At 66.2% G+C, this 24,204-nt stretch carries 20 protein-coding genes; 5 read left to right on the forward strand and 15 right to left on the reverse strand.

Annotation, left to right across the window (positions count from 1 at the left end; genetic code table 11):
• Position 1: 1 nt before the first annotated feature.
• On the forward strand, positions 2–793 hold the full coding sequence (locus tag RDU24_RS02825) for a hypothetical protein (protein WP_308734217.1): 792 nt from the start codon (positions 2–4) through the stop codon (positions 791–793).
• A 12-nt stretch (positions 794–805) separates the two neighbouring features.
• Positions 806–2,224, forward strand: a complete 1,419-nt coding sequence (locus RDU24_RS02830; protein ID WP_308734218.1) for a sensor histidine kinase — start codon at positions 806–808, stop codon at positions 2,222–2,224.
• Positions 2,225–2,242: 18 nt separating this feature from the next.
• Here RDU24_RS02830 and RDU24_RS02835 read toward each other — a convergent pair whose 3' ends face one another.
• From RDU24_RS02835 to rlmN, 5 genes are all read right to left on the reverse strand, one after another.
• The gene (locus tag RDU24_RS02835; RefSeq protein ID WP_308734219.1) at positions 2,243–2,626 is read right to left on the reverse strand and encodes a nuclear transport factor 2 family protein; all 384 of its coding nucleotides are present in this window, start codon (positions 2,624–2,626) and stop codon (positions 2,243–2,245) included.
• Positions 2,627–2,650: 24 nt separating this feature from the next.
• Entirely contained in the window at positions 2,651–3,718 is a 1,068-nt protein-coding gene (locus RDU24_RS02840; RefSeq protein WP_308734220.1) for an agmatine deiminase family protein, read from the reverse strand.
• Between the two features lie 7 nt (positions 3,719–3,725).
• Positions 3,726–4,856: a deoxyhypusine synthase family protein gene (locus RDU24_RS02845; RefSeq protein ID WP_308734221.1), complete on the reverse strand. Its 1,131-nt coding sequence runs from the start codon at positions 4,854–4,856 to the stop codon at positions 3,726–3,728.
• Positions 4,857–4,941: 85 nt separating this feature from the next.
• Positions 4,942–5,496, reverse strand: coding sequence for a pyruvoyl-dependent arginine decarboxylase (locus RDU24_RS02850; RefSeq protein ID WP_308734222.1), 555 nt, complete (start codon positions 5,494–5,496; stop codon positions 4,942–4,944).
• A gap of 113 nt (positions 5,497–5,609) precedes the next feature.
• Complete coding sequence (gene rlmN, locus RDU24_RS02855; protein WP_308734223.1) at positions 5,610–6,722, reverse strand: 23S rRNA (adenine(2503)-C(2))-methyltransferase RlmN; 1,113 nt, start codon at positions 6,720–6,722, stop codon at positions 5,610–5,612.
• Positions 6,723–6,824: 102 nt separating this feature from the next.
• On the opposite strand from rlmN, the gene RDU24_RS02860 reads away from it, so the two are divergent.
• The 3 genes from RDU24_RS02860 to RDU24_RS02870 all read left to right on the forward strand — a co-directional run bounded on the left by RDU24_RS02860 (position 6,825) and on the right by RDU24_RS02870 (position 10,595).
• Positions 6,825–7,562 carry a YggS family pyridoxal phosphate-dependent enzyme gene (locus tag RDU24_RS02860; protein ID WP_308734224.1) on the forward strand — a complete coding sequence of 246 codons (738 nt, stop codon included), beginning with the start codon at positions 6,825–6,827 and terminating at the stop codon, positions 7,560–7,562.
• A 162-nt stretch (positions 7,563–7,724) separates the two neighbouring features.
• Positions 7,725–8,303 carry a DUF4390 domain-containing protein gene (locus RDU24_RS02865; protein ID WP_308734225.1) on the forward strand — a complete coding sequence of 193 codons (579 nt, stop codon included), beginning with the start codon at positions 7,725–7,727 and terminating at the stop codon, positions 8,301–8,303.
• A gap of 24 nt (positions 8,304–8,327) precedes the next feature.
• Entirely contained in the window at positions 8,328–10,595 is a 2,268-nt protein-coding gene (locus RDU24_RS02870) for a sensor histidine kinase (RefSeq protein ID WP_308734226.1), read from the forward strand.
• Positions 10,596–10,682: 87 nt separating this feature from the next.
• Here RDU24_RS02870 and RDU24_RS02875 read toward each other — a convergent pair whose 3' ends face one another.
• The 10 genes from RDU24_RS02875 to RDU24_RS02920 all read right to left on the reverse strand — a co-directional run bounded on the left by RDU24_RS02875 (position 10,683) and on the right by RDU24_RS02920 (position 24,197).
• Positions 10,683–11,807 (reverse strand): methyltransferase domain-containing protein, encoded by a 1,125-nt coding sequence (locus RDU24_RS02875; protein WP_308734227.1) that lies wholly within the window; start codon positions 11,805–11,807, stop codon positions 10,683–10,685.
• Positions 11,808–11,883: 76 nt separating this feature from the next.
• On the reverse strand, positions 11,884–13,680 hold the full coding sequence (locus RDU24_RS02880; RefSeq protein WP_308734228.1) for a 6-hydroxymethylpterin diphosphokinase MptE-like protein: 1,797 nt from the start codon (positions 13,678–13,680) through the stop codon (positions 11,884–11,886).
• Positions 13,677–15,566, reverse strand: a complete 1,890-nt coding sequence (locus tag RDU24_RS02885; protein WP_308734229.1) for a B12-binding domain-containing radical SAM protein — start codon at positions 15,564–15,566, stop codon at positions 13,677–13,679. Before RDU24_RS02885 ends, RDU24_RS02880 begins: the two co-directional genes overlap by 4 nt.
• Positions 15,567–15,651: 85 nt before the next feature.
• Positions 15,652–16,707 (reverse strand): class I SAM-dependent methyltransferase, encoded by a 1,056-nt coding sequence (locus RDU24_RS02890; protein WP_308734230.1) that lies wholly within the window; start codon positions 16,705–16,707, stop codon positions 15,652–15,654.
• On the reverse strand, positions 16,707–17,837 hold the full coding sequence (locus tag RDU24_RS02895; protein ID WP_308734231.1) for a glycosyltransferase family 2 protein: 1,131 nt from the start codon (positions 17,835–17,837) through the stop codon (positions 16,707–16,709). Before RDU24_RS02895 ends, RDU24_RS02890 begins: the two co-directional genes overlap by 1 nt.
• Before the next feature lie 23 nt (positions 17,838–17,860).
• Positions 17,861–19,066, reverse strand: coding sequence for a radical SAM protein (locus RDU24_RS02900; protein WP_308734232.1), 1,206 nt, complete (start codon positions 19,064–19,066; stop codon positions 17,861–17,863).
• On the reverse strand, positions 19,063–19,959 hold the full coding sequence (locus tag RDU24_RS02905) for a radical SAM protein (protein WP_308734233.1): 897 nt from the start codon (positions 19,957–19,959) through the stop codon (positions 19,063–19,065). Before RDU24_RS02905 ends, RDU24_RS02900 begins: the two co-directional genes overlap by 4 nt.
• 97 nt (positions 19,960–20,056) lie before the next feature.
• The gene (locus RDU24_RS02910; RefSeq protein WP_308734234.1) at positions 20,057–21,436 is read right to left on the reverse strand and encodes a radical SAM protein; all 1,380 of its coding nucleotides are present in this window, start codon (positions 21,434–21,436) and stop codon (positions 20,057–20,059) included.
• Positions 21,433–23,247: a hypothetical protein gene (locus tag RDU24_RS02915; RefSeq protein WP_308734235.1), complete on the reverse strand. Its 1,815-nt coding sequence runs from the start codon at positions 23,245–23,247 to the stop codon at positions 21,433–21,435. Before RDU24_RS02915 ends, RDU24_RS02910 begins: the two co-directional genes overlap by 4 nt.
• Positions 23,248–23,252: 5 nt before the next feature.
• A complete protein-coding gene (locus tag RDU24_RS02920) occupies positions 23,253–24,197 on the reverse strand; it encodes a hypothetical protein (RefSeq protein ID WP_308734236.1) in 945 nt (314 codons plus the stop codon).
• Positions 24,198–24,204: the final 7 nt, after the last annotated feature.

The raw sequence follows: 24,204 nt of genomic DNA on the forward strand, positions 1-24,204 counted from the left end.
CATGCTGGCTGAGGCCGTCAAATACGCCGCCGCGCGCCTGCGCGGCCAGGGCGACCCGCACGGGCACCTGGCCCAGCAGGTGGCCATCTGGGCGCGGCACAAGCGCCACAGCGCCGCCTGGGAGCCGCATCTCGCGCGCTGTCGCGGGCTTGCGCTGTCCGCTGCGCGGGCCTGCCCGGAGGGCTCGCGACGCACGGCCCTGGTGCTTGGCCCGGGCCTGTTGCTCGATGTGCCACTTGACGAACTTTCAGCCCTGTTTCAAACAGTGGTTCTGGCCGATATGGCCTTTGTACCAGAAGTGCGCGCCCGGGCGAACCGCCTGGGCAACGTGCAGATCTTGCAGGCCGACCTCACGGGATGCCTGGACAGGCTGCCCGAGGCCGGGACACAGCCGCTGGCGGATGTGCTGGCAGAACTTGCGGCGGGCCTGCCCGGGGTGGACTTCGCGTATTCGGCCAACCTGCTGTCGCAGCTGCCGCTGTTCGCCCTGGACGCGCTGCCGCCGGAGTGGGGCGAGGAACAACGCGCGGGGCTTGCGGCGGCGCTTGTGCGCCAGCACCTGCAAGGACTGGCGGCCCTGCCCTGCCCTGCCTGCCTGGTCACGGACGTGATCGAGCGAGGACTGCGCCAGGGCGAAGTGGAATACGAGGCCGACCTGCTCTTCGGGGTGGATGTCGGGCTCACGGGCGAGAACTGGATTTGGGACATGGCCCCCGGTGGGGAGGCCGTGCCAGGATTGGATGTTGAACGGGTGGTTCTGGGCGCTTCAACGGTCCGGCCTGCACTAGCCTGACCCGAGGGAATAATGAGGAGCGAGGACAGACCGACGCACACGGACGAGAGGCTGGAGCCGGACCAGAAGACCGTTTCCAGGCCGCTCCTGCCGCCGGACCCGGCCCAGTGTCTGGAGAACGACCCCGTACGCAGCGAGGCCGTGACCCGGCGCGTGCTCCAGAAGCTTGAGGACTCTGAAACCTACGCCTTCAGCCCGGACCAGCTGCGCATGCTCACCGTGTTCTTCGAACTGGCCCAGGAGTTCGACACGCGGCGCGACTTCCTGAGCCTCTGCGTGCAACTGCCCATGCTCTTTTTCGACCAGGACTGCCGCCTGTATCTGCGCACCGGGCCGAGCGCCTGGAAGCTGGCGCGCTGCCTGCGCATGCCCGACGTGCTGCCCGAATCGGAACCGCCGCCAAGGGCCGCTGTGCGCGGAACCAACTTCTACGCCCCGATCTACGGCCGCAAGGACACCACCGACATCCTGGGCTACAGCCTGCCCGACAACGTCATGGGCTGGCTTGAGGTGGTGGGCGGGGCCGGGTTGTCGCGCCACACGCAGCTCTACTTCGAGAAATTCGCAGGGCGCATCGGCTTCCAGCTGCACACCCGCATGGCCCGGTCCAAAAGCCGCGAGCACCTGTCGTTCATCCAGAACCTGGTGGAAGACATCGGCCACAACGTCATCGTGCCGAACATGGTCTTCAAGCTCTTCTTCAACCGCCTGAACGCCTCCATCGGCGCACTGGCCCGCTGCGTGGCAGAGGCCCCGCCGGAAACCCCGGCCGACTTCACCGCCAACCTCAACTTCCTCCAGGCACGGCTGTCCGACCAGTACGCGGAGATCAGCAGCCACTACGCCCAGACCAGCCTGTTCCTGGAAACCCTGCTGCGGCGGCGGCACTTTCAGGAGGGCCGCTACGTGCTGGAGAAGCGCCGCGTGAACCTGTTCAAGCAGATCGTGGCCCCGCAGGTGGAGCGCTACCGTCCGCGCTTGGAGGACCGGGGCATCGCCATCGACCTGTCCATGGGCGGCATCCCGGACGAGCCCGTGCACCTCATGGCCGACCTGGGGCTCATCGCCCAGGTGTACGCCAACCTGTTCTCCAACGCGGTGAAGTACACGCGCACCATCACCGGCCCGGACGGGCTGCCGCTCAAGTTCATGGCCTATGGCTGGGAGCTCCTGCCCGATGCCTTCGGGCCGGGGCGCAAGGGCGTGAAGCTCAACGTCTTCACCACCGGGACCCCCGTGCCGGAGAGCGAGCGCGAGGGGCTGTTCCAGCCGGGCTTCCGCTCCCTGTCCACCCAGCGCGAGCACGGCACGGGCCACGGCCTGGCCTTTGTGAACCAGGTGGTGGAGCTGCACGGCGGCCTGACCGGCTACGAGGCGCACGAGATGGGCAACAACTTCTACATCGTGCTGCCGCTGGAGGAGGAAGAGTAGGAGGGGCTTGAACCGGGTCTAGGGAAACGCCGAAAACTGGTCGGCCACGGCCCACCAGCGGCCGTTCTCGCGCACCAGGAAGAACAGGTCCCGGCCGTCCAGGGTCAGTTCCGCCCCGCCCATGCGGCAGCGCAATTCATAGAAATACGTCACCACCGCGGCATCGCCGAAAAACCGCACCGTGTGCCCGCGCTCAACCCAGGACCGGATCTTCGCGTTGCGGGCGAACCCGGCCCAGCCCGCCACGCAGGCCTCCCGCCCCACGCGCGGCTCACGCTCCACAGGCGTCACCGCAACCATGTCCTGGTGAAAAAACTCGCGCAGCTCCTCAGGATCGCCTTCGGTCCAGCAGGCGTTCAGCCGGGCGATGAACTCCAACACTTCAGCTTCGAGGGACTGCATGGCGGCCTCCTGCAGCGGCGGGTTCTAGGCTGCGGGCTCCTGCCGGGTCAGGCAGTGGATGGTGCCCAGGCCCCAGACCAGGTCCACGGCGTGGATGCCCACCACCGGACGGTCGAAGCACTCGGACAGGATGCCCAGCGCCACGCGGTCGTTCACGTCATTGAAGGTGGGCACCAGCACGGCAGCGTCGGTGATGAGGAAGTTGGCGTAGCTGGCCGGCAGGCGCAGGCCGTCGAAATAGAGCGGCGCGGGCATGGGCAGGCGGACGACATCGGGCCGCGAGCCGTCCTGAAGCCTGGCCGCCTCCAGCAGCTCGCGGTTCTCCTCAAGGATGGCGTGGTTCGGGTCGCCTGAGTCCTTCTCCTCGCAAAGCACCAGCGTCGTCGGGTTCACGAAGCGGCAGAAGTCGTCCACATGGCCGTGGGTGTCGTCGCCTTTGATGCCGTTCGCCAGCCAGATGGTGTTGGTGATGCCGAGGCTCTCTGCGAACACGGCCTCGTAGTCGGCGTGGCTGAAGCCGGGGTTGCGCACCTGGATGTCGGGGTGCAGGCAGCATTCCTCGGTGGTGACGAGGGTGCCGCGCCCGTTGATGTCCAGCGCCCCGCCCTCGAAGACCACCTGGCGGCCCTTGTAGACCACGGGCTCGAGCGGCAGGCCGGTGAGGCGCGCCACTGTGGCCGGGACCTCGGCGTCCAGCTCGAACTCCGGGTACTTGCTCCAGGCGTCGAACCCGAAGCCCGCGATGGCGAGCTCGGCGTTTCGCTCCACGAAGCAGGGGCCGCAGTCGCGCATCCAGCCGCGGTCCGTGGGGATGACGAGGAAGTCCACACGAGAGAGGTCCACGTGGGCCTTGGCGAGCTGCCTGCTGGCGCGGTGCAGCACCTCGGCAGAGCCCACGAGCACGCGCACGCGCTCGCCGCTCTCGGCGCCCGCGATTTTGCGGATGATCTCGGCGAAGGCCCAGGGCATGGGCTGAAACTTGCCCGGCCAGTCGCGCGGGTTCTGCGGCCAGGTGATCCAGGTGGCGGCGTGGGGCTCCCACTCCGCCGGCAGGCGGACTGCCCCTTGAACAGCGCTTAAAGCCGCGCTCATGGCCGGCCTACTTCTTGGCGGCGGGCTTCTTGGCCGCAGGCTTCTTGGTGGCGGGCTTCTTGGCCTTCTTGGCCAGGCGGTCCTGCAGGCCCTTGATGAGAATGGGCCAGGCCATGGTGGCGTCGGCGTGGACCTCCGCGAACTGGCCGCCCTCGGCCGGGGGCACGAACTTGCCCCAGGAGATGCCCTCCTGGTAGGTGCAGCCGGACAGGCCGCCCCAGTGCACGGGCTCCGGGCAGATGCGGATGGCGTAGGTGAAGCGGCGCTCGGGCAGGTCGCGCTCCAGGCGGTCGCTCATGACGTCGAAGAACGGGCCGATCTGCTGCGCCCAGTTGCGCGGCACGCCCCCGCCGATGGTGAAGATGGCCATCTTCTTGGCCCCGTACATCTTCTTGGAATAGCTGAAGAGGTCGAGGAAGGGGTTGAACTGGAAGGGCAGGGCCTCGGGGCCTTTCTCGCCCAGCAGGTGGCCGAAGTCCTTCGCCAGGATGGAGCAGGCCACGTCGAGCGCCAGCTCGGAGTCCGTGAAGGCCGGGATGTAGACCGGCACGCCCTTCTTATAGGCGCTCTTCAGGATGCCGGGGCCGTTGTACTTCTCGCTCAGGTGCTTGCCGATGGCCTTGCAGATGAGCTCGGAGGACAGGTGCGTGACCTTGTCCACGTCCATGAGCTGGTGCATGACCTCGCGGACCACCAGCTCGGCCTGGGCGAAGTTGGCCTCGGGCTCGAGCGTGTCGTAGACGCGGTTGTACCCGGCCTCGAACAGGTCCTTGTCGTTCATGCGCGCGGGTTCGTACTTGAAATGCTTGAGCCCGATGGACTCGATGAAGCCGTGGGCCATGAGCGCGCCGGTGGAGACCACCACGTCGAGCCAGCCCTCGTCGATCATCTTGATCAGCAGTTTGCTCTGCTTGGCCACGGTCATGGCGCCGGAGAAGGTGCCCACCACAACGCAGTCCGGATCCTCCACCATGGCCTGGAGCACGTCCAGCGCCTCGCCCAGGCTGCGGCCGCCGAAAGCGGTGCGGCCCATGGCGGTCAGAAGCTCGTCGAAGTCGCCGATCTTGTCGGGGTCGAGCGTGGTGAGAGGGGTGAGCCGGTCCTTGACGCCGTCGTGCAGGGTGCGCTTGATGGCCATGGGATTTCCTTGTGCCTAAAGCCCCCCGCCCCCTGTTTTCAAGGAGGCGGGAGGCCCTGGACGTGGTTCTGTTGGGCGGGCCGTCTTAAAAGATGAAGACGACCGCGGACACGGTGGTGGTCCACATGTTGGAGGTGCCGATGGCGGAGATCGGGGCGGAGATGGAGTCGATGATCTTGCCGCTCATGAGGTACACCTCGCGGCGCTCGTCGTAGCCGATCTCGGGATCGAAATCGACGCCGAGCGTGGTCGCCAGCATGGTGGAGGCCAGGTCCTCGGCGAAGTCGCCCAGCTCCTTCTCCTCCTCGCCGAAGCTGTGGTGCTCGGAGATGTAGCCGTAGTGCTGCTTGTCGGCCGGAATGGCCATGCCGCAAGCGCTGCCCACCAGACGACCTTTCTCGTTGGTCTGGTTGCGCGCCATGACGCAGAAGGTGATCTGGCCGGGGTGCAGGGCCTTGACGCCCTCCTCCAGGCTCACCAACTCGCAGTTGGGCGGGTAGATGCTGGACACGTAAACAAGATTCTGTTTCTCGATGCCGGCCTCGCGGAGCGCCAACTCGAAGGATTGCAGCTTGTTTTTGTGGACGCCCACGCCTTTGGTGAAGAAGGCGCGGGTGGGAACCATGGGATAATTGGCCATGTGGTGACCCTCCTGGGCTGGTGATAGCGTCGGTGTCCCGACGAAAGACGGCATATATTTTTTTGGAAGGGCTGGCTACTATTAAATCGGGGCGGTCCTGGCAAGCTCTTTTTTCAGGCCGCGCCGCCGTCGCCCTGCTCCACCCCTTCCGCTGGCCCCGCCAACAGCTTCAACTGGCCGCACGCCGCGGCGATGTCCTGGCCCATGCTGCGCCGGATGAACGTGGTGATGCGCTTGCTGCGCAGATATTCCTCGAAGGCCAGCACCACGCCCGGTTCCGGCGCTCGGTAGGGCGGGTTCGGGCTCACCTCCGGCGGCGGCGGGTTGTAGCCGATGAGGTTGACCTTGCAGCGGCGCTGGCCCAGCAGCTTCACCAGTTGCTTGGCGTGCGCCAGCGAGTCGTTGACCCCGCCGAGCATGATGTACTCGTACGTCACGCGCTCGCGCGACTTCAGCGGATAGCGGTCCAGCGCGCCCAGGAGCTCGTCCAGCGGCACGCGCGCGGCCTTGGGCATGAGCTTCTCGCGCAGCTCCTGGGTGGGCGCGTGCAGGCTGATGGCGGGCACGGCCAGGCCGGAATCGCCCAGAATCTTGAGGGCCGACGGAATGCCCACGCTCGACACCGTGGCCCGGCGCGAGGCGATGGAGATGCCCTCCGCGCTGCCCAGCGTCTCCAGGCTGCGCAGCAGCTCCGTCAGGTTCATGAGCGGCTCGCCCATGCCCATGAACACGAGGTTGCGCACCAACGGCAGCCCGGCTCTCGCCAGGTGCTCGCGCCCCACCAGTATCTGGCCCAGGATCTCGCTCATGCTCATGTTCCGCGTGAGGCCCAGCTCCCCGGTGGAGCAGAAGGAGCAGGCCATGGCGCAGCCCACCTGGGTGCTCAGGCACTGGGTGTAGTGCTGGCCCATGGGGATGAGCACCGTCTCGATCTTTTCGCCGTCGGCAAGGCTCAGGAGCAGCTTGATGGTGCCGTCGCGGCTGGTGCGCGCCACCTCGACCACCGGGCGGGGCATGTGCGCCCGTTCGGCCAGCTTCGCCTTCAGGTCCTTAGAGAGGTTGGTCATGGCCGCGAAATCCCGCACGCCCCGCTGCCACAGCCAGTGCCAGAGCTGGTCCGCGCGGAAGCGCGGCTGGCGCATGTCCTCCACCACGAACGCCTCAAGCTCCGAGCGCGTCAGGTTCAGGAGGTCCACTTTGGACGGGTTTTGTGCGGCGTCACTCATCGTCAAAGCATGTACCAGCACCGCTCCCAATGCACAAGGGCGCTGGAACGCCCCCGGCCCAGGCTCTTCCCTGTGGGGGCTTTTTGGCGTAGGTGTCGGCCCATGGCAGCACAGATCAAGATCAATCCGGCCCGCGCCCAGAAGCTCGCGGCCAACCTGGCGAAGGTCAAGGCCCGCGTGGCGGCGGCCTGTCAGCGCTCGGGGCGCGACCCCGAGAGCGTGCGCCTGGTGGCGGTGAGCAAGTTCCACCCGGCCAGCGACATCCTGGCGCTGGTGGAGGCGGGCCAGCGCGACTTCGGCGAGTCGTACGTGCAGGAGGCGCTGGCCAAGCAGGACGAGCTGGTGGGCCAGGACATCCTGTGGCACTTCGTGGGCGGGCTGCAGACCAAGAAGGCCAGGCAGGTGGCCGGGCGCTTCGTGCTGGTGCACAGCGTGGACAGCGAGAAGCTGGCCATGGAGCTGGCCCGCCGCGCCCAGGCCCAGGGCGTGCTGCAGAGCGTGCTCATCGAGGTCAACATGGGCGAGGAGCAGAAGGCCGGCGTGGACGAGGCCGAGCTGCCCGCCCTGGCCGAGACCGTGCTTTCCCTGCGCAAGGACGGCGTCGGCCTGGACCTGCAGGGGCTCATGTGCCTGCCGCCGGTGTTCGACTCCCCCGAGGAGGCCGGGCCGGCCTTCGAGTACCTGCGCGAGCTGCGCGACGGGCTCCAGGCCAGGCTGGGCGTGCCGCTGCCGCACCTGTCCATGGGCATGACAGGCGACTTCGAGGCCGCCATCGAGGAAGGCGCGACGATCATCCGCGTGGGCACGTCCATCTTCGGGGCGCGTCCGCCGAAGTCCTGACGGCTTTCTCCGGCATGCGCGGCGGCCGAACATTCTGCGGTTTGCTCCGGGCGACCCACGCCCGCCCTTGCGCAACGCAACAGCCGGTGCTATTCGGCGAAGTGCGCAGGCGCGACACGCAACCGCCCAAGCGCCAACTTCTGACCCTGGACGCCGCCGCCCATGCACCGCACCCGCCGCACGCCCAAGGCCGCAGCAACGGCCATGCTCCTGGCGACCACCCTGGTCCTGTGGACCTCCGTGGCGGCTGCGCAGTCCCTGGTGCTCTCAAACCTCGTGGTGGACAACAAGGCCGGCAGCCTCATGGCCCGCTTCGGCGTGTCCGTGGACGGCGTGGCCGAACTGACCGAGAGCCTGCAGAGCGGCGTCACCATGGCCCTGACCTGCAAGGCCAAGCTCAACCGGAAGAGCGGCCTGTTCGGCAGCCCCCACCTGACCGAGGCCGAGAGCACAAGCCGCCTGAAGTTCGACGCCCTGACCAAGGAATACACGCTCTCGCTGCCTGGCCGCGAGGCCCCGCTCAGAAACGCCAACCTGCAAGACCTGCTCGTTGCGGGCTGGGGCGGGCTGACCCTGGGCCTGGGCTCGTGGACCATGCTTGAGCGCGACAAGGAATACACCCTGACGCTGGACATCCGGCTGCAGCAGACGGACATCCCCAACTGGTTCAGGCGCACCCTGCTCTTCTGGACCTGGGACGTTGCCCCGTCGGCCTCCTACCAGCTGCACTTCAAGTACTAGGACCGGGCGGGACGGATGCCGAGCATGGACCAGGACCCCGGGTCGCCGACCAAGGATTCCGCGACGCCCTATCATCTCCTCTCGCCCGAGGCGAGAGAGCGGGCCAGGCGCAAGCGCGAGGTGGCCATCGCCCTCATCGGCGTGCTGCTCATCGTGGTGCTCACCTGGGTGGAGCTGAAGCTGCTCGGCGTCAACTCCTACCTCTTCCTCGGCCTGTTCAACCTCAATTTCATCCTGCTTCTGGTGGTGCTCTTCGTTGTGGCCAGAAACGGGGTCAAGCTCGTGCTGGAGCGCCGCCGCAACGTGCTCGGCTCGCGTCTGCGCTCGCGCCTGGTGCTGGCCTTCATCTTCCTGTCGCTGGTGCCGGTGGCGCTCATGTTCTACGTCTCGGCCAAGTTCGTGCAAACCAGCGTGGACTACTGGTTCAAGACCCAGGTGGAAGACTCCATGGAGCAGTCGCTCGAAATCGGGCGGGCCTTCTACCAGTCGGCCCAGGCCCGGGTGGAGCAGCGCGGCCGCGAGGTTTTGGCCCAGATAGCCAGCAACCACCTGACCTGGGGCGGCAAGAGCATGGACGCCCACTTGGCGGACTCGCAGCGCGAGTACGGCCTGGCCGTCATCGGGGTCATCACCCCGGAGGGCCGCGACCAGAACAAGCACCCCCCGCAGGTCTTCGACCGTGTCTGGGGCGAGGCCCGGGGCAAGATCGACATGGAGGGGCTGAAGAAGGCGCCGCACTATGTGTCGGTGGTGCTCTCAAGCGCGGGCAACGACCTCATCGTCGGCATCCTGCCCGTGGACGACGGCAAAACCGGCTTCCTGGTGGTGGGCGAGAGCATCGGCAGCGGGCTCATGTACAAGCTCGACCAGGTGGTGCGCGGCCTGGACGAGTACAAGAAGCTCCGCAAGCTCAAGTACCCCTGGAAGATGAACCTCTACCTGACCCTTGGCGTCATGAGCCTGTTGATCGTGCTCGGGGCGTCCTGGTTCGGCTTCCGCCTGGCCAAGGAGATCAGCGCCCCGGTGCAGGCCATGGCGCTCGGCACCGAGCGCATCGCCAAGGGCGACCTTTCCGTGCGCCTGGACGACGCGGGCGACGACGAGCTCGGCTCCCTGGTGCGCTCCTTCAACCGCATGGCCGAGGACCTGGAGGCCGGGCAGACCCGCCTCATGAGCGCCAACGAGCGCATGGCCCAGCAGTACGAGGAGCTGGAGCGCCGCGGCCGCTACATCGAGGCCGTGCTCGACAACATCACCTCCGGCGTCGTCTCCACGGACGCGTTCGGGCGCATCGGCACCGTGAACAAGGCTGCGGAGGCCATGCTCGGCATCCGCGCCGAGCAGATCCTTGGGCTCAAGGCCCAGCATCTGGTGCAGGGCGATTTCTCGGACCTCTTGAAAGAGGCGCTGGTGCAGATCACCCGGAACCCCGCGGCCCAGTGGACCCGGCAGATCGACCTGCCCCTGCAGGGCCGCAGCGCCCGCTTCCTGGTCAACGTTGTGGGGCTGTCGTCGGGCCATGGCGGCCTGGCCGGCCCCACTGCCCAGGGTGGCCCGGCCGGCCAGGCCGAAGGCACGGGCCTGGTGGCCGTGTTCGAGGACATCACCGAGCTTGAGAAAATGCAGCGCCTGGCCGCCTGGCGCGAGGTGGCCCAAAGAATCGCGCACGAGATCAAGAACCCGCTGACGCCCATCAAGCTCTCGGCCCAGCGCCTGCTGCGCAAGTTCGGCCCGCTGAACGCGGACCCGGCCTTCAACGACTGCGGCCAGCTCATCGTGCGCGAGGTGGAGCGCCTGCAGCAGCTGGTGGCGGAATTCTCAAGCTACGCCAAGCTGCCGGAGCCGGAGATGCTCGTGGCCGACCTCGGCCCGCTGCTGGAAGAGGTGGTGGGCACCTTCGCCACGGCCCACCGCGACATCGCCTGGACGCTCACGGCGGACCCGGCGCTGCCGAGCTTCCCCTTCGACGCCGAGGGCATGCGCAAGGTCTTCATGAACCTCCTGACCAACGCCGCCGAGGCCCTGGAAGGCCGCGAGGACGGCACCGTGGACGTGTGCTCCGAGCTGCTCGGGGGCGGGCGGGTGCGGGTGTCCGTGGCCGACAACGGGCCGGGCTTCACCCAGGAGGAGCGCGCGCGCATGTTCGAGCCGTACTACTCGCGCAAGAAGTCCGGCACGGGCCTGGGGCTCACCATCGTGCGCTCCATCGTCACCGACCACAAGGGCGTGGTGCGCGTGGAGGCGGCAAAGCCCAAGGGCTCGGTGTTCGTAGTGGAGCTGCCGCTGGGGTAGGGCCCGAAACGACTCAGGCCGGGGTTCCGGGACACATGCCCCGCACACCCCGGCCCGATTGCCGACATTTCACTCAGACGGATTAGGCTAGTAGACTTCGCGCCCGCAGGACGTGTCGAGCAGCCTGTTGGCGTCAACGTTCACCATTTCGAAGAAGAGCCCGGTTTCGCCCTGAAGCTTGTCCAGGGCCTCGAAGATCTCAACGGCAAAGGTCGAGACGATGATAACGAGGTCGGGCTTGAGGGCGGGAATGTCCTTGGGATTCACGATGGGGTATCCCGCAATGGTCTTGCCCCACTTGGCCGGGTCGTTGTCCGCAACGCCGACGATGGCGCCCGCCGGAACAGATTGCCGCAGTTCCTCCTGGAGGCCCTCCAGACGGCCTCCAGCGCCGAAGAACAATATCCTCTTGTAGCCCTTCATGTCCTCCTTGTGGCTGGACAAGTCATACCAGCGGTTGGCGTCCCAGTCCGGGGCAAGCTTGAAGTTCGTGATCTTTTTGGCCGCCCCGGCCATGGTGGAGCCCTCTTCGTGCACCTGCTGCTTGAAGACCTTGAAGCCCGCTGTGGCGAGCCAGTCGTTCAGGCACAGCAGGTTCGGGATGTACCAGTTGCTCCATACATTCGCGTGGCAGCCACGGGAGAACAGCGTCAGTGGAATCTTGTCCACTATGGCCATGAGCTCGGGCTTGTGCTTGGCCATGAGCCCGTCGATATTGTAGCTGTACTCCAGGATATGCCCGCTATAAAAGACGGTCCCTTCGTCGTTCAGGACGTTGTAGATGTTCTGGAAGGCCAGAAGCGGATGCAGAATGTGGTAGTAGACGCCGAGAAACATGACGATGTCGTACTTCCCGTGATCCTTCGGGTTCAGGTACGTTACGTCGCACTGGATGTGCTTGGCCTTTGAGTTGTTGATCCTGTGCGCCACGGCGAAGCCGGTGCGGTCCTTGTTCTGGATGTCCATGGCGGTGACGCTGGCTCCGCGTCTTTCGATCTCGAAGGTATATGCCCCGTCCCAGGCGCCGATCTCAAGCACGCGCTTGCCCGTCAGGTCCTGAGGGAGTCCGTAATAGTCAAGGAGCATCTTGGCGTCGATGGGCATCCGCCCCGGCGTCATGACACCAGGAGATACCTCGTACCTGTGGTACCAGGTACGTGACGCGACAAGCTCAAGAATCTCATCTTTCGACAGCACTTTATCATCGACCATCATCATTCCCCCAATGTCGTTGTTTTGCTATTGCTGCCCTGAGTGGCGCAACGTTTCTTGCTCTCGCTCCACATCCTCAGCCCAGGCGCGACAGCTGTTCTCTCAGCACGGCGTCAAAGTGCCGGGCCATGCGCAGCACATGCTCCAGATAGTAGCGCATGCCCCAGACCTTCTCGCTCTCCTCGTCCGACCGGAACACAGCCGCGTGGAAGCGCTGGTTGTCGAAGTTCTCGAAGCGCTGCACAAGATAGGTCACGTTGCCCTGGTCGAACTGGTCCAGGGCTTGGAAGGCTGCGGCCATGAAGTCCGCTCCCTCGCGAGCCAGGATGCCCTCCACCCCAACGCCCACGGACTCCCACACCGCGAGGTCGCGCCGCAGGTGCGCCAGCACGGGCTCGCGCGGACTCTCCGACGCCCGCGCAGCGGCCACGCGGCCCAGCCTGCGACCCAGCCTGCCGGTGTCCTCCACCGGGCAGTCGGGGATGTACTCCACCCCGGCGCCGCTGATGATGCTCTCCCCGGTGACGCTGGCGCAGGGGATGGCCGAGGCGCGGATCTCGTCGCGCAGCCAGTGGGCCGCATCCAAGAAATTCAGCGTTGTGTAGCGCGTGCTGCCGTCCAGGGTGGTCACGGGCACCAGCTGCGGCCAGGCGTTGGTGAGCGGGCGCTGTTCCTCGGATTCGGCTTCGTGGATGCTCCCGCGCGAGTAGCTGAGCTTCCAGGGGTCCGGCGAGCAGAGCTGCGCCCCCACGAACACGCAGCGCGCGCAGCCCATGTAGCGCGCCAGCGAGAACGCCGTGGTGATGACCGAGCCGTGCAGCCGCAAGTCGGGCCTGCGGCCGAAGAGTTCCGGCAGGTAGTTGCCGAACAGGTACTTGCGCCCGAACACCGCCCCGCCCAGGTCCGTCAGGCAGTGGCCCACCAGGGACACGTCGGCCAGGTGCTCCAGGCCCTCCCAGGAACGCCCGGTGTGCACGGAGGTGTCGTTGGCCACCACGAAGTGCGGCCGCACCCCGGCGGCCAGCATGGGCTTGAGCGCGTTGTTCACGGCGATGACGAGGGCGCGGTCGCGCACAGAGCGCAGGTAGTCCATGCGCCCCGGCAGGTCCGGCCCGGCGGCCACCAGCACGGCGGTCTCGCCCTGGAAGGCCTTGCGCAGGGGCTGGATGTCCGGCCAGCGCAGGCATTCTGCGGCGTTGACGTAGGAGTGGTGCTGCTGGTCGAAGAACAGGCCGCGCGTCAGGGGCCGGATGGGCATGCTGAAGACGTTGCCCTGGCCGCTCAGGTGGTACACGCGGTGGCGGTAGAACAGCACCTCCACCAGTTCCACCAGCCGCGCGGCCTCGGCGGTTCCAGCCAGCTCCGGCAGGCCGTAGAACACCGGGAACCCCAGGCTGAAGAGCTCCGGCGGCAGCAGCTGCGACACCGGCGGCAAAAAGCCGTCCGGCTCGCCCAGCAGGATGAGCGCGCGCTTGGCCAGCCTGGCCGCGGGCACCCTGGCGGCGAACTGGGCCAGGCGCCGGGCGTCGGGCTCAAGGATCAGCAGGAACGCGTCGGCCTGCTCCAGGCAGCGGCGGAAGACCGGGGTGTCGGCCGCGCCAAGGAAGACCACCAGCCTGGTCTTGGCCAGCACCTGCTCCACCCCCAGGTCGGGCGGCAGGATCTCGTAGACTGGCTTCAGGCCCTCGTGGGCAAAGGGATAGACGTAGTACGGGTGCTCAAAGGCCCACAGCGGAGTGTGCGCGTCAAAGGCGTGGTCCAGGCCCGGTGCCGAGGGGCCGTAGGGCGGCAGTTCGTCTATCTCGCCCGCGCCGGGCGCCTCGAAGAGCACGCCGAGCTCGCGCAGAACGGAAAAGAGGACCTTCGTGGTCATTGCCCACCCTGTCGTTCACCCACGACGGCTTCGCCCACTCCGCCGGGGAATATGCTCAGGTACAGGTGCTCCATGGGATCAAGCTGCATTCGGCTCGCGGCGTTCAAGGCGGGCTCGCGGCATTCGCGCAGCAGCCGGGCCTGGTCTTCGAAAATGCGGGCCATGCGCGGATCGCCGTCCAGTTCATAGCACAGGGCGGCCCAGTCGTGCATGTAGGGCGCGGCGGGGCTGAACTTCATAGCCACCCGTATCGTCTCCTTGGCACGGTCCGGATAACCAAGGGCCAAGTGCAGGCTGGCCAACAGGATGACCACCACCGTGTGCTGGCGGCTGATCTCAAACAACACGTTCAGTCGGTCGAGGGCCTCGTTGAGCCGACCGGCAGCGCGATGCTCCAGCGCCTGCGCGAAGAGCGACAGCACCTCGGCGTTGTGCTTCACCGGGGGCAGACGCAAGGGGATGTCGTAGCTCCTGCCACAGCTGGAGCACGGCAGCCGGTGCGCCATGCGGTCGCCATGCATGGCCCGCGACTCCATGTTCGCGAACTCGGTCTCGGCCCCGCAATTGGGGCACTGGCAACGAGCCATGGCGGAGCAGTCGGGCTCGACGCCCGCCGCCAGCAGACGCCCGGGCCAGAGCAATCCCTCATGCATCACCCACACGCGCTTGAGCATGTCCATGAACTCGGCTTCAGGCATGTGGGTCATGTTGATGAGGGGGCAGCCGGCCTTGATGAACCCGATCTTGTTCCGCACGATGCCGCGCCGCACCGATTCATGGAAGATGTTCGTTCCCGGCCAACAGTCGATCTTGCCGAGGTTCACAAAATATTTGCGGTGCTTCACCCACCAATCGAGGGTTTCCCAGGCGGTCTCCGTGGTTTCCGCCGGGTCGCCGAAGATGAAGTTGCCGAAGGAGTCCATGCCGCTCTGGAAGGTCAACTCCAAGGCATGCTCGATCTCTGAGGGCTTGAGCTTCTTGTTCATGCTCTTCAAGACCACCGGAGACATGCTTTCCAGACCGTAGAACACGGTGCAGCAGCCCGTCTCGCGCATGCGCGCCAAAAGCTCCGCGTCCACCACGGAGCAGCGCATCTGGGCGTACCAGGTGATCTTCAGGGGCGCCACCTTGTCGCAGAACTCAAGGATGCGCTCCTTGCGCAGGGCGAACACCTCGTCCATAAGGCCGACGCAGTTCACGCCAAAGCGGTCCATCAGGTACTTGATCTCGCGGATGACATAGTCGATGGAGTGGGCCCGGTGCTTGCCGCGCCCCAGCGCGCTGTAGCAGAACGTGCAGTGGAACGGGCAGCCGCGGCTGGAGATCATGTCATGCGTGCCCACGTTCTTGTAGCAGATGTCGAAGTTGAAACCCTCGTAGTCGGGGATCGGAACCTCATCCAGGTCTTCGATGAAGGGCCGGGGCGCGGTCCGTACGGACTTCCCCTCGGCGTCGCGATAGATGATGCCCTTCACTTGGCCAAGGTCGCCACCTTGTTCCAGCGTGCGCATGAGGTCCACCGCAGCGGCCTCGCCCTCGCCGACAACGCCGACGTCCGCCCCGATCTGGTAGAACATGTCCGGCTCGCTGCCCAGAACGCCCCCACCCACCACAGTGGTCACGTTCGGCAGCATTTCCTTGGCCGTCTGGAACATCCAGCTAACGAACTTGAAGGACGGCGTGAGCGCGCCCACCCCCAGGACATCCGGCCTCTCCTCCGCCAGCACCCGTCTGAAGGCGCCCTGCCAGTCCTTCTCCAGCGCGTTGTTGTGGCAAACCACCTGGAAGCCGTGCTTCTTGAGCATGGAGGAGACATAGGCGATGCCAACGGGGAAGTAGTAATTGCTGAGCAACGCATAGGGGGGTGCGACGAGAAGGATCTTCATGCCTGCTTGTCCTCGCTGATTAATTGTCCAGCCCACCGGCAAAACACCGCTTCCGGGCTCATGGCCGTCCTGTCCCAGCCTCTGCCTACCGTCCCGCCAAAGCCGGAGGCAGCACGATGTGCTCCAGGGGGACCTCGGAAATCTTTTGCGCGACCACGTAGCCCCGCCTGCCCAGTTCCACCAGGCTGGCTTCCAATGGCTTGAACCCGCTGCTCTCAACCCAGTGGCGCAGGCAGGCCAGGTTGGGCACCCACCAGTTGCTCCACTCCCGTTCATACTCGCCCCGAACGAAATATCCCATGGGGATGTCGCGCACACGCTCGATGACGTCCTCACGTCCGGCCCAGTAGGCGTCCACCTGGGGTGCGCCCTCCAGGATCGCGCCCTCAACCAGCAGCAGGCCGCCTGGGTTCAGCACACGGTTGATGTTGGACAGGGCCAACAGCGGATCCTTCAGGTGGTAGTAGACCCCGAAGAAGGTCACCAGATCAAAGGTACCGTGTTCCTCCGGGTTCAGGTTGTAGACGTTGGCGCAGATGTGGCCCGCGTCCAGGTTGTTCACCCGGCGCATGGCGTCGAAGCCGGAATGCGTGGCCGGCTGGATGTCGAAGCCGGTGACGGAGGCGCCGCGGCGCGCCATCTCCAGGGTGTAGGGGCCGTCCCAGGCGCCGATATCCAGAGCGCGCTGGCCTTTCAAATCCGCCACCAGGGAGTGCCCCAGCAGCCAGGGTTTGTAGGCTACCACGCCGGGAGTCACCACGCCCGGCAATATTTCAAAACGGTGATGCCACCAAGGAACCGCGCTCAACTCGGCCAGCTGCCCGGCCGTCAGCAGATGAGCGCAGCAGGCGAAGCAGAGGGTGGGCGCAGGCGCGATGCGCTCCGCCGGGATGCCCAGGCTCAGCGCCTGCTGGCGGATCTCGGCGAAGAAGGCGCTGGCGATAGCGATTTGGTCAAAGTCCGCGCCGGGAGAGAGCGCTGCCGCGGCCTCCGGGCTGATGACCGGCTTGCCGTGAAACTGGCTGCCCTGCCGGGCGGAGTTGTTGTCCACGAAGGCCACGACATCGTGCGTGGCGTGGGGGAACTGGGACATGATCATTCCGGCTTGGCCGCCGGTGCCCCAAATGAGCAAACGCTGCATCATTGCTCCTTGCAGTGAACCATGCCCGCCGCCTGGGCCAGCGGATCGGGCAGGATCTTGAACTTCACGCTCATGGGCGTGTAGCGCTTCATGCGCCACTGCTCCATGACCAAGCGCCAGTAACGCCAGAGCGGTTTCGGGAAGGCCCGGGGGTACGCGGCCGCGAGGCCGGGCAGCTCGGAAAGCTTCACCAGCCGCAGCAGGAACTTGACCAATCCCGTGCCCATGAAAATTGGATAGAACATGTCGAAGTTGTCCAGCACGTGCCGGATCATGGTCCAGCGGAACAGGTCGTGGGGCGGGTGCTTGTCCAGGTTGCCCACGCTGTTGATGTTGCCCAGCACCGGGTTGGTGCCGAAGTTGTTGCCCCCGTGGCGGCGGTAGCAGCCGTGGATGGTGGGGATGAGCAGGCTGTCGCCGATCAAGTGGCAGAAATGCGCGATGTAGTAGTCCGCGCAGATGCGGAACGTGGTGCCGTCCAGCGGCATGATGAGCTCCACCGTGCTGCGGCGGAAGACCATGCTGGAGCTGGTGGCCCAGATCCACAGGCCGTTCTGGAAGCTGGTCTTCTGCACGTGGCGGTAGTGGCCCTTGGACTGGTGGTCCATGTGCTGGCCGCCGATGATCTCGCCGTGCGCGTTGATCTGGTACTGGTTGGAGCTGGTGAAGGCCACGGTGGCCACGGACAGGTGCGCGCGCATGTGCGCCTCGAGGAAGTCCTCCAGCAGCACGTCATCGGCGTCGAGCATGCACACGAAGGCGCCCGTGGCGAGCTTCAGCCCGTCGCGGAAGGCTTCCATCTGGCCGCCGTTCTCGGCGCGCTGGATGAGCTGAAAACGCCCGCCGGACTCCGGGCTGTCCACGAAGGCGCGCACGGCGGCAACGGTGCCGTCGGTGGAAACGTCGTCCACCACGATGCATTCCCAGTTGTCGTAGGTTTGCCGCGTCACCGAGCGCAGGCACTCCACGATGTACTTCTCGTAGTTGTAGCTGGTGACGATGAAGCTCACCTTGGGCTTCAGCATCCTGGCGCGGTCCAGGCGCTGGTCCAGCAGCGCTTGCGGCAGGGCCACGGGCTGCTGGTCCGGCGCAGGCTTGGCGCGCCTGGCGATGAGGTCGTGGATGGACATGCGGGTTCTCCCTGGCTGTACCGTTACAGCGCCCAGGCGGCGTCTTCGGGCTCGACGACCTTGCGCTGCGCGTTGATGTAGTGGCGCGGGTCGACAATCGGACCGGGCACCACGGCGGCCGAGGCGATGGCCTGGGCCTCATCGGTGCCGAAGAAGGCGGCGTAGTCGCCGTGGAACCCGTCGCAAATCTGACGCATGCCGCAGGCCGCGCAGGCCGGGGTCTCGCGGTAGCCGCAGTGCTCGCGCGAACGGATGAGCGCGCTGTGGCGGTACTCGTCGTCCACGCTGATGGCGGGGTCGGCAAGGTAGTTTGGCCAGCTCTTGTACATGGGCGAGCGGAAGTTGGCCTCGCGCAGGCTGATGAGCGGCGAGAGCCCGCCCTCGCGCATGCGCTGGGGCTTCATGTCCGTGAACGACCAGGAGGCGTAGTCCCATTCGTGCAGGTCGTAGGGCAGCTGCTGGAAATTGTAGAGGTGCTGGCGGTAGTCTTCCGGCACCTGGCACAGCGGGAAGTAGCGCACGTTGACCTCGATGTCCGCGCCGCGCAACACGTCCATGGCGGCCAGGAGCGGCGGGGCGACCTCGGAGTAGGCGGCCACGTCGTCCAGCGACCGCTCGCCCTTCTGCTGGTCCTCGAAGGGGTTGAAGGCGATGAAGTTCACCGCGCGCGCGCCCACGCTGACGGCAAGCCGGGCCACGTCGGCCAGGTGCGGCAGGGAGGACTTGGTGAGCACGCAGTTGAAGCGCACCGGCATGCCGATGGCCACGCAGTTGTCCAGCGCCTGCATCTGCAGCTTGTGCGCGCCGGGCACGCCCACCACGTCGTCGTAGTTGGCGCCCAGGCCGTGCACGCTGACGAGCAGGTCGCGCACGCCGGAGTCCTTGAGCCGCTGGCAGGCGTCGCGCTTGGCCAGCACAAGGGCGTTGGTGATGAGCGTGGGCAGGAGCCCGATCTTGGCGCTGTGGCTGCACAGTTCCTCAATGCCGGGGAAAATTGTCGGCTCGCCGCCCTGGATGTCAATGGCGTTGTTGCCGTAGTGGTTGCGCAGGATGTCGAAGATGCTCTTGGCCTTGTCGAGGCTCATGAACGGATGCTCGGGGTGGTCCTTGGCCTCGATGCGCGTCTGGAAATAGCAGAAGCGGCAGCGCAGGTTGCAGGTCTGGCCCAGCCAGATCACGCCCCTCTTGGTCAGCACGCGTCTGGTCGTCTTCTGGATGCTTGTGCTCATTTGGCGCTCCCGGCGCACGCGCCGTTGGTTTCTTCCGCCGCCAGGCGTTCGGCGATCTTCTCGCGATACTCAAGCTCGGTCTCGCGCTCCACTTCGCTCATGTACCAGTTGGGGCCGGGGTTCCAGTCCTCGGCCAGGCCGCCGCCGTAGATCTCCACGCGGCCGCGCTGGGCCTTGGGCGAGCGGATGGCCAGGAGGGCCTCCAGGTTGCCGGGGCTCACGTCGTCGATCTCCTGGGCGCTGGGCCTGCGCTTGAGCGGGATGGCGCAGCCGCACCTCGGGCAGGCGCGCCTCTTCTGCTCGTCAAAGTCCGCAGGCACGCGCTTCCACCAGCCGGGCTCCACCGGCCAGCCGCCGGGACCGTCGAAAAGCATGTCGAAGCTGGCCGCCACCTCGCAAAAAAACGCGCCCTTGGGCGTGATGGAGGCCGACCAGTACTTCTGGATCCAGCAGTCGTCGATGAGCCGCCACATCTCGTCCTTGTCGGCCACGACCTCCTCCGCCGCCACCAGCAGGGGCTGGTGCAGAATCTGGTCGACGCTGTGGTCGTTGAAATAGAAGTTGCCGTACACCTCGCGGATGAGGGTTCCGTACTTTTCGCCCTGTGCCTTGGGCACCGTGGACCACAGGCCTCGGCGCTTCTTGTCGGTGATCCTCGAAGCGAGGTACTCGGCCATCTCCGCGAACTGCGGGTGCAAGAGCGGCTCCCCGCCGATCATGCCGACCATGCCGGGGAAGTCGACGAGGGAATCCACCGCGCGGCGGAAGGTCTCCATGTCCATGAAGAACGGCTTGCGGTGGTGGCCGGTGAAGCGCGTGCAGTTGGAGCAGCGGTTCATGCAGGCGTTGGTCACGTCGATCTGGATGATCTGCATCTCGGACAGGGCAATCATGAAACAGCCTCCTGACTGCGCCGGGCCTGGATGACGAGCGCCCCGGCGATTTCGACTTTACCGCGATGGCAATGAGATGTCTTTGCAAGTTTGATGCTCAAGAGGCTCTCCACAGACTGGCGTCCACGCCGATCATGTCGAAAACACCGCCGCAGACCGTGAGGTCAAGGCCCAGGGCCGCCATCTCGTCCCTGCGCGCGCTCGCGACACGCTCCAGGTCGCGGATGCTGCGGGTGAAGATGCGCTCCCAGTACAGGTCGTGCAGGGGGTTGCGGCGCGGGTCGAAGCCTGGGCCGCGTCTTGGGCGGGTGAAGCGCACATAGTCGCTCGAATCCGCGTCGATGATCTGTATGCCCCGGGGCCCGACCCTGATGGCCCAATCAAGAAAGAGCGACGCCTCATGGATGTTCACGGGCGTGGCCAGATACTTCAGGGTCAGCTTCTCCGGCGCGATGGCCGCCACGCGCCGAGAGAAGGCGTGGGCACGTTCGACGTTCAGCCCGGTCAGCACCTTATACGTCTGCGGGGTGTGCCCGTAAAGGCTGACCACCATGGAATCAAACGCGCAAACGGCCCTGTCGGCCAGCTTCCCAGGCACGTTCCCGTTGGTGACGAGCGCAAGCGCCGTCTGTGGAGAAGCTTCCCGCAAGGCGGCGCACAGTTCGAAGATGCGCTCCTGAACCAGCAACTCGCCCCCCTGGAGATAAATGCTGGCGGGCCGCAGCCGCTTCACCAGGGCGATGATCTCCGGATACAGGGAATAGTCCGGCTGTTTGAACTCCGCCGTGTACTCGGGCGCGTGCACGCAGCACATGGCGCAACGCGAATTGCAGAACAGCGACAGCTCGATGTTCAGCGTCCTGATGCAAACGGCCTCTCCGGCCACCGCCGGGCGGAATATGGAATTGAAGCTCCAGGGCTCGCACTGGCAGGTACGTATGTCGAAGTCCTGCAGACGTTGCATGAGGTCCGCATCGCCCAGGTGGCCGATGCGCTTGGCTGGATCGCTCCAGGTAAGGCAGCCGGGAAACACCTCCCCGGCGTGATTGATGAACATGTCCTCGAAATGGCAAGGGCGCACGCGCTTGCCCGTGGCGCCCCTCATGGTCTCCAGTGAGGTTTCCGGCTCGTGGTCAAACAGCGTCAGCACCGGACGTCGGCCCAGGTCAAGCGTGTCTTCCAGACGGTTCAACACAGCCGCGTAGTGCCTGGGGGAAACCGCCAGCACAACGGCGTCACAGTCGACCTCCTGGCCCTTGAACAGGGTGTCGGAGTTCACATAGCCCGTGACCATCGCGCCCAGGGCCAGACGGACCGCGGCACCCGTGCCTTGGTTGACGCCGTAGAGCAGCACACGCCTAGCGTCCAGGGACTCCAGTTCGCCACGCAAGCTCGCCGCCTGTGGCACGCCCAGCACACCGGTTTCCACGACCTGCCGGTACAGCGCATGTTCCCAATCCAGGTGTTTGAGATTCATGCGCCCTCCTCCGCAGGCGAGGCAAAGCCCAACCGCGCCAGAACGGCCAGCACCGCGGCATACAGTTCGTCCACGTCAAGTTCATAGTGCCGCACGTGCATCTCCACCGACCAGTCCTCGGCCACGGCGGACACCGACAGGTTCAATGCTGGGTTCTCACGCGGGAGCGAGGCCACATTCCCAGGCCCCGCAGGCAGCAGGTAGGCGTCCATGATGTCGCTCCCGCCATGGAACACGCCCGGCACGTTGGCAATGCCGAGGAACGTCGCTCCGCTGCCCAGGGGCGAAATGTGCAGGGTCACATGCGCGGCCAGGTGGATCGTGTCCGAGACACCAAGCCCCAGGGCGTCTAGCCAGGGCAAAGCCGGAGGCAAGGCGGACGTGATCTCCCTCATGCGCTCCCGCTCGTTCTCAAGGCCGTCGAACACCACCACCAGATCCGGATACTCCCGGTGCAGCCGCGTCAGCAGGTCGACGAACCCGGCGTTCTGCGAGGTCCAGGCGCGGGTGGAGCGCAGGGTGATCCACAGGCTCAGCCGGGCCTGGGCGCAGGCCTGGGCCAGTTCCCGGGCACGCTGGCTGGCGCGGCTGGCCGCCAGCGCGAGGACGCGACGGGCCAAGGCCTCCTGAAAATCCCCACCGTAGTGGAGCATAACTGGCAGCAGGTTTTCCTCAAGGGGCAGCCGGAAAGCCTGGTCGGTGAGGCGCGCCTCGTCCAGTCCGGTCAGGCGGCGCAGGGGCGGCAGCTCGGGGAACAACGCGGCCATGTCCAACAGGTCGCTCAGGGTCACCAGGGCGCCCTGAAAAACTTCGCCAACGCCAGCGGCCAGCACGGCCTGGATGCCGGCCAGCTCGTTGCGGATCTGGTGCCCCAGGTTTTTGTAGTTGCCCAGAAGGGCCAGAGGCTTCTTGCCGGGAGCCTGCGGAGCCGAATAGCGTTCCACCTCTCCCCAGGAGCGCAGGCAGAGGAGCTTGAAGCGCTCGATGAGCCTGGCGAGCTGCGCGGACTCGAAAAACATGTAGCGCATGGATTCTTCAAGCGGGCGTGCATTCAGGAACGCCTCGCGCGCGGGCAGATACAGGCCCACCAGGATCGGCAGGGTCTTGAAGAGGTAAAATTCCTCGTGCTCGGGGCAAACGAAACGGTGCGCGGTGACGAAGTGCAACTCTGGCTGGCGCAACAGAAAAGCCTGGTCCGACACCAGCGCGCGCCCGCAACAGGGGCAGGCACACAGGGCCGTGCGGTGCTCCAGCAGTTGGGCCTCAAAGCCAGAAAACACCTCCGCGAACTCCGGCGAAAGGGCCTGCACCTCGGCATTCCGGGCCAGCTCGCGCACCGGCTCAGGCCAGCCCTGCGCAAAGCTAAGCCGCAGGGCCTCCAGATCCAGTCCCAGCTCCGACATGAAGGCCAAGTCCGCCTCGCCCGGCTCCGCCAGGTCCGCGAAGCGCAAGGCGCGACGGGCTCCCAGGATGCAGGCGTCGGAGGCCGTGTCCAGCACGTTGATCACACGCGGGGGCGGGGTGCGTTGGTGGGCCTGGTACAGCAGGTCGGTGGCGGCGGCGTCCACGCCCCAGCACAGGATGACGTCCACGCTGTCCAAAAACTCGTGCACGTCTCCCAGGTACGGCAGACCCTGCCGGTTCACGTCCGGATCAGGGTGGTGCAGCCCCGCCACGTCGAATCCCGCCAGCAACTCGCCGATATTTCCAGCGAAACGGCCGTAGTCCGCTGGATACACACCCACCCTGCGCCCCTTCAGATCGGCGGCCAGGGCGTCCAGGCGAAGGCGGATGGCTTTTAGTATCTCCATGCGCGCTACCGGGGTCTCCAGACCACGGCGGAGTAGCCCTCGATGTACAGGCTGCCCACGTTGGTCCGCTGGGCCTTCAGAATCTCCACCTGGCCCAGAGCCTCGCGCCGCCTGAGCTCCAGCAGGAAACCGCTCAGGTAGCCGCGCTTCTCGAAATAGCGCAGGCTCAAGTAATCCAGCAGCCGCTCCGGGTCGAGGAGCTCGCCGACGGGCTCTATGTGCACACACACCGAGGGCCGGTTGTCCTGCAGATAGTCGAGGAAGGGCCGGAAGCCCTCCCCAACCTGCTCCAGCGAAGCCACTGTGTACACCGCCGCGCCCGGCTCCAGGCGCATGGCTGTGTCCGGCTCGAAGATATTGAAGCGCCTGGCCTCCACCTGGCCCAGCAGCCCGCTCTCCCCGATGGCCGCAACCAGCCTGTTGGAGGAGCCCGCCCAGTCGCAACCGTAGAGCCTGGCCACTGGGTTCACCCGGCGCACGCGCTCCAGGTTGTGGCCGGTGCCGCAGCCGAACTCATAGACCGCTGGCGCTTCTGCCAGCCAGGCGTCGAACAGCCAGTCCTCCAGGGCGGCCAGCATGTTGCGCTCGCAGTCCGGGCTGGCCGGGGCCACCAGTTCGCCGTTCAGGCGCAGGGCGTCGTACTTGCCGAAGTAGCCTGGCACCAGCGACTGCGCGCAGGGCGTTGCCAGAAAGCGGTCCAGGTTCTCCTGCCAGCCGTTCTCCCAATCGCCCAGGCGGCGCTCTCCGGCCTTGGACAGCTGGGCTTCCAACAGCGTGGCCGCGATCTTGCGCAGCCAGCCGTCGCGCTCGGCCAGGGGCATGCGTCGGCAGCGGATGCCGTAGGCGGCCACGCGCTCGGCCACATGGGCCGGGATCGTTTCGCCGAAGGCCTGGGCGAATTCCGCCGGGCCGCAGTCGAACACGCCGGTCACTTCTTTGTCCCCTGTCATTTCTTTG

It is taken from the genome of Humidesulfovibrio sp. (assembly GCF_031082295.1).
In the GTDB taxonomy this organism is placed as follows: Bacteria; Desulfobacterota; Desulfovibrionia; order Desulfovibrionales; family Desulfovibrionaceae; genus Humidesulfovibrio.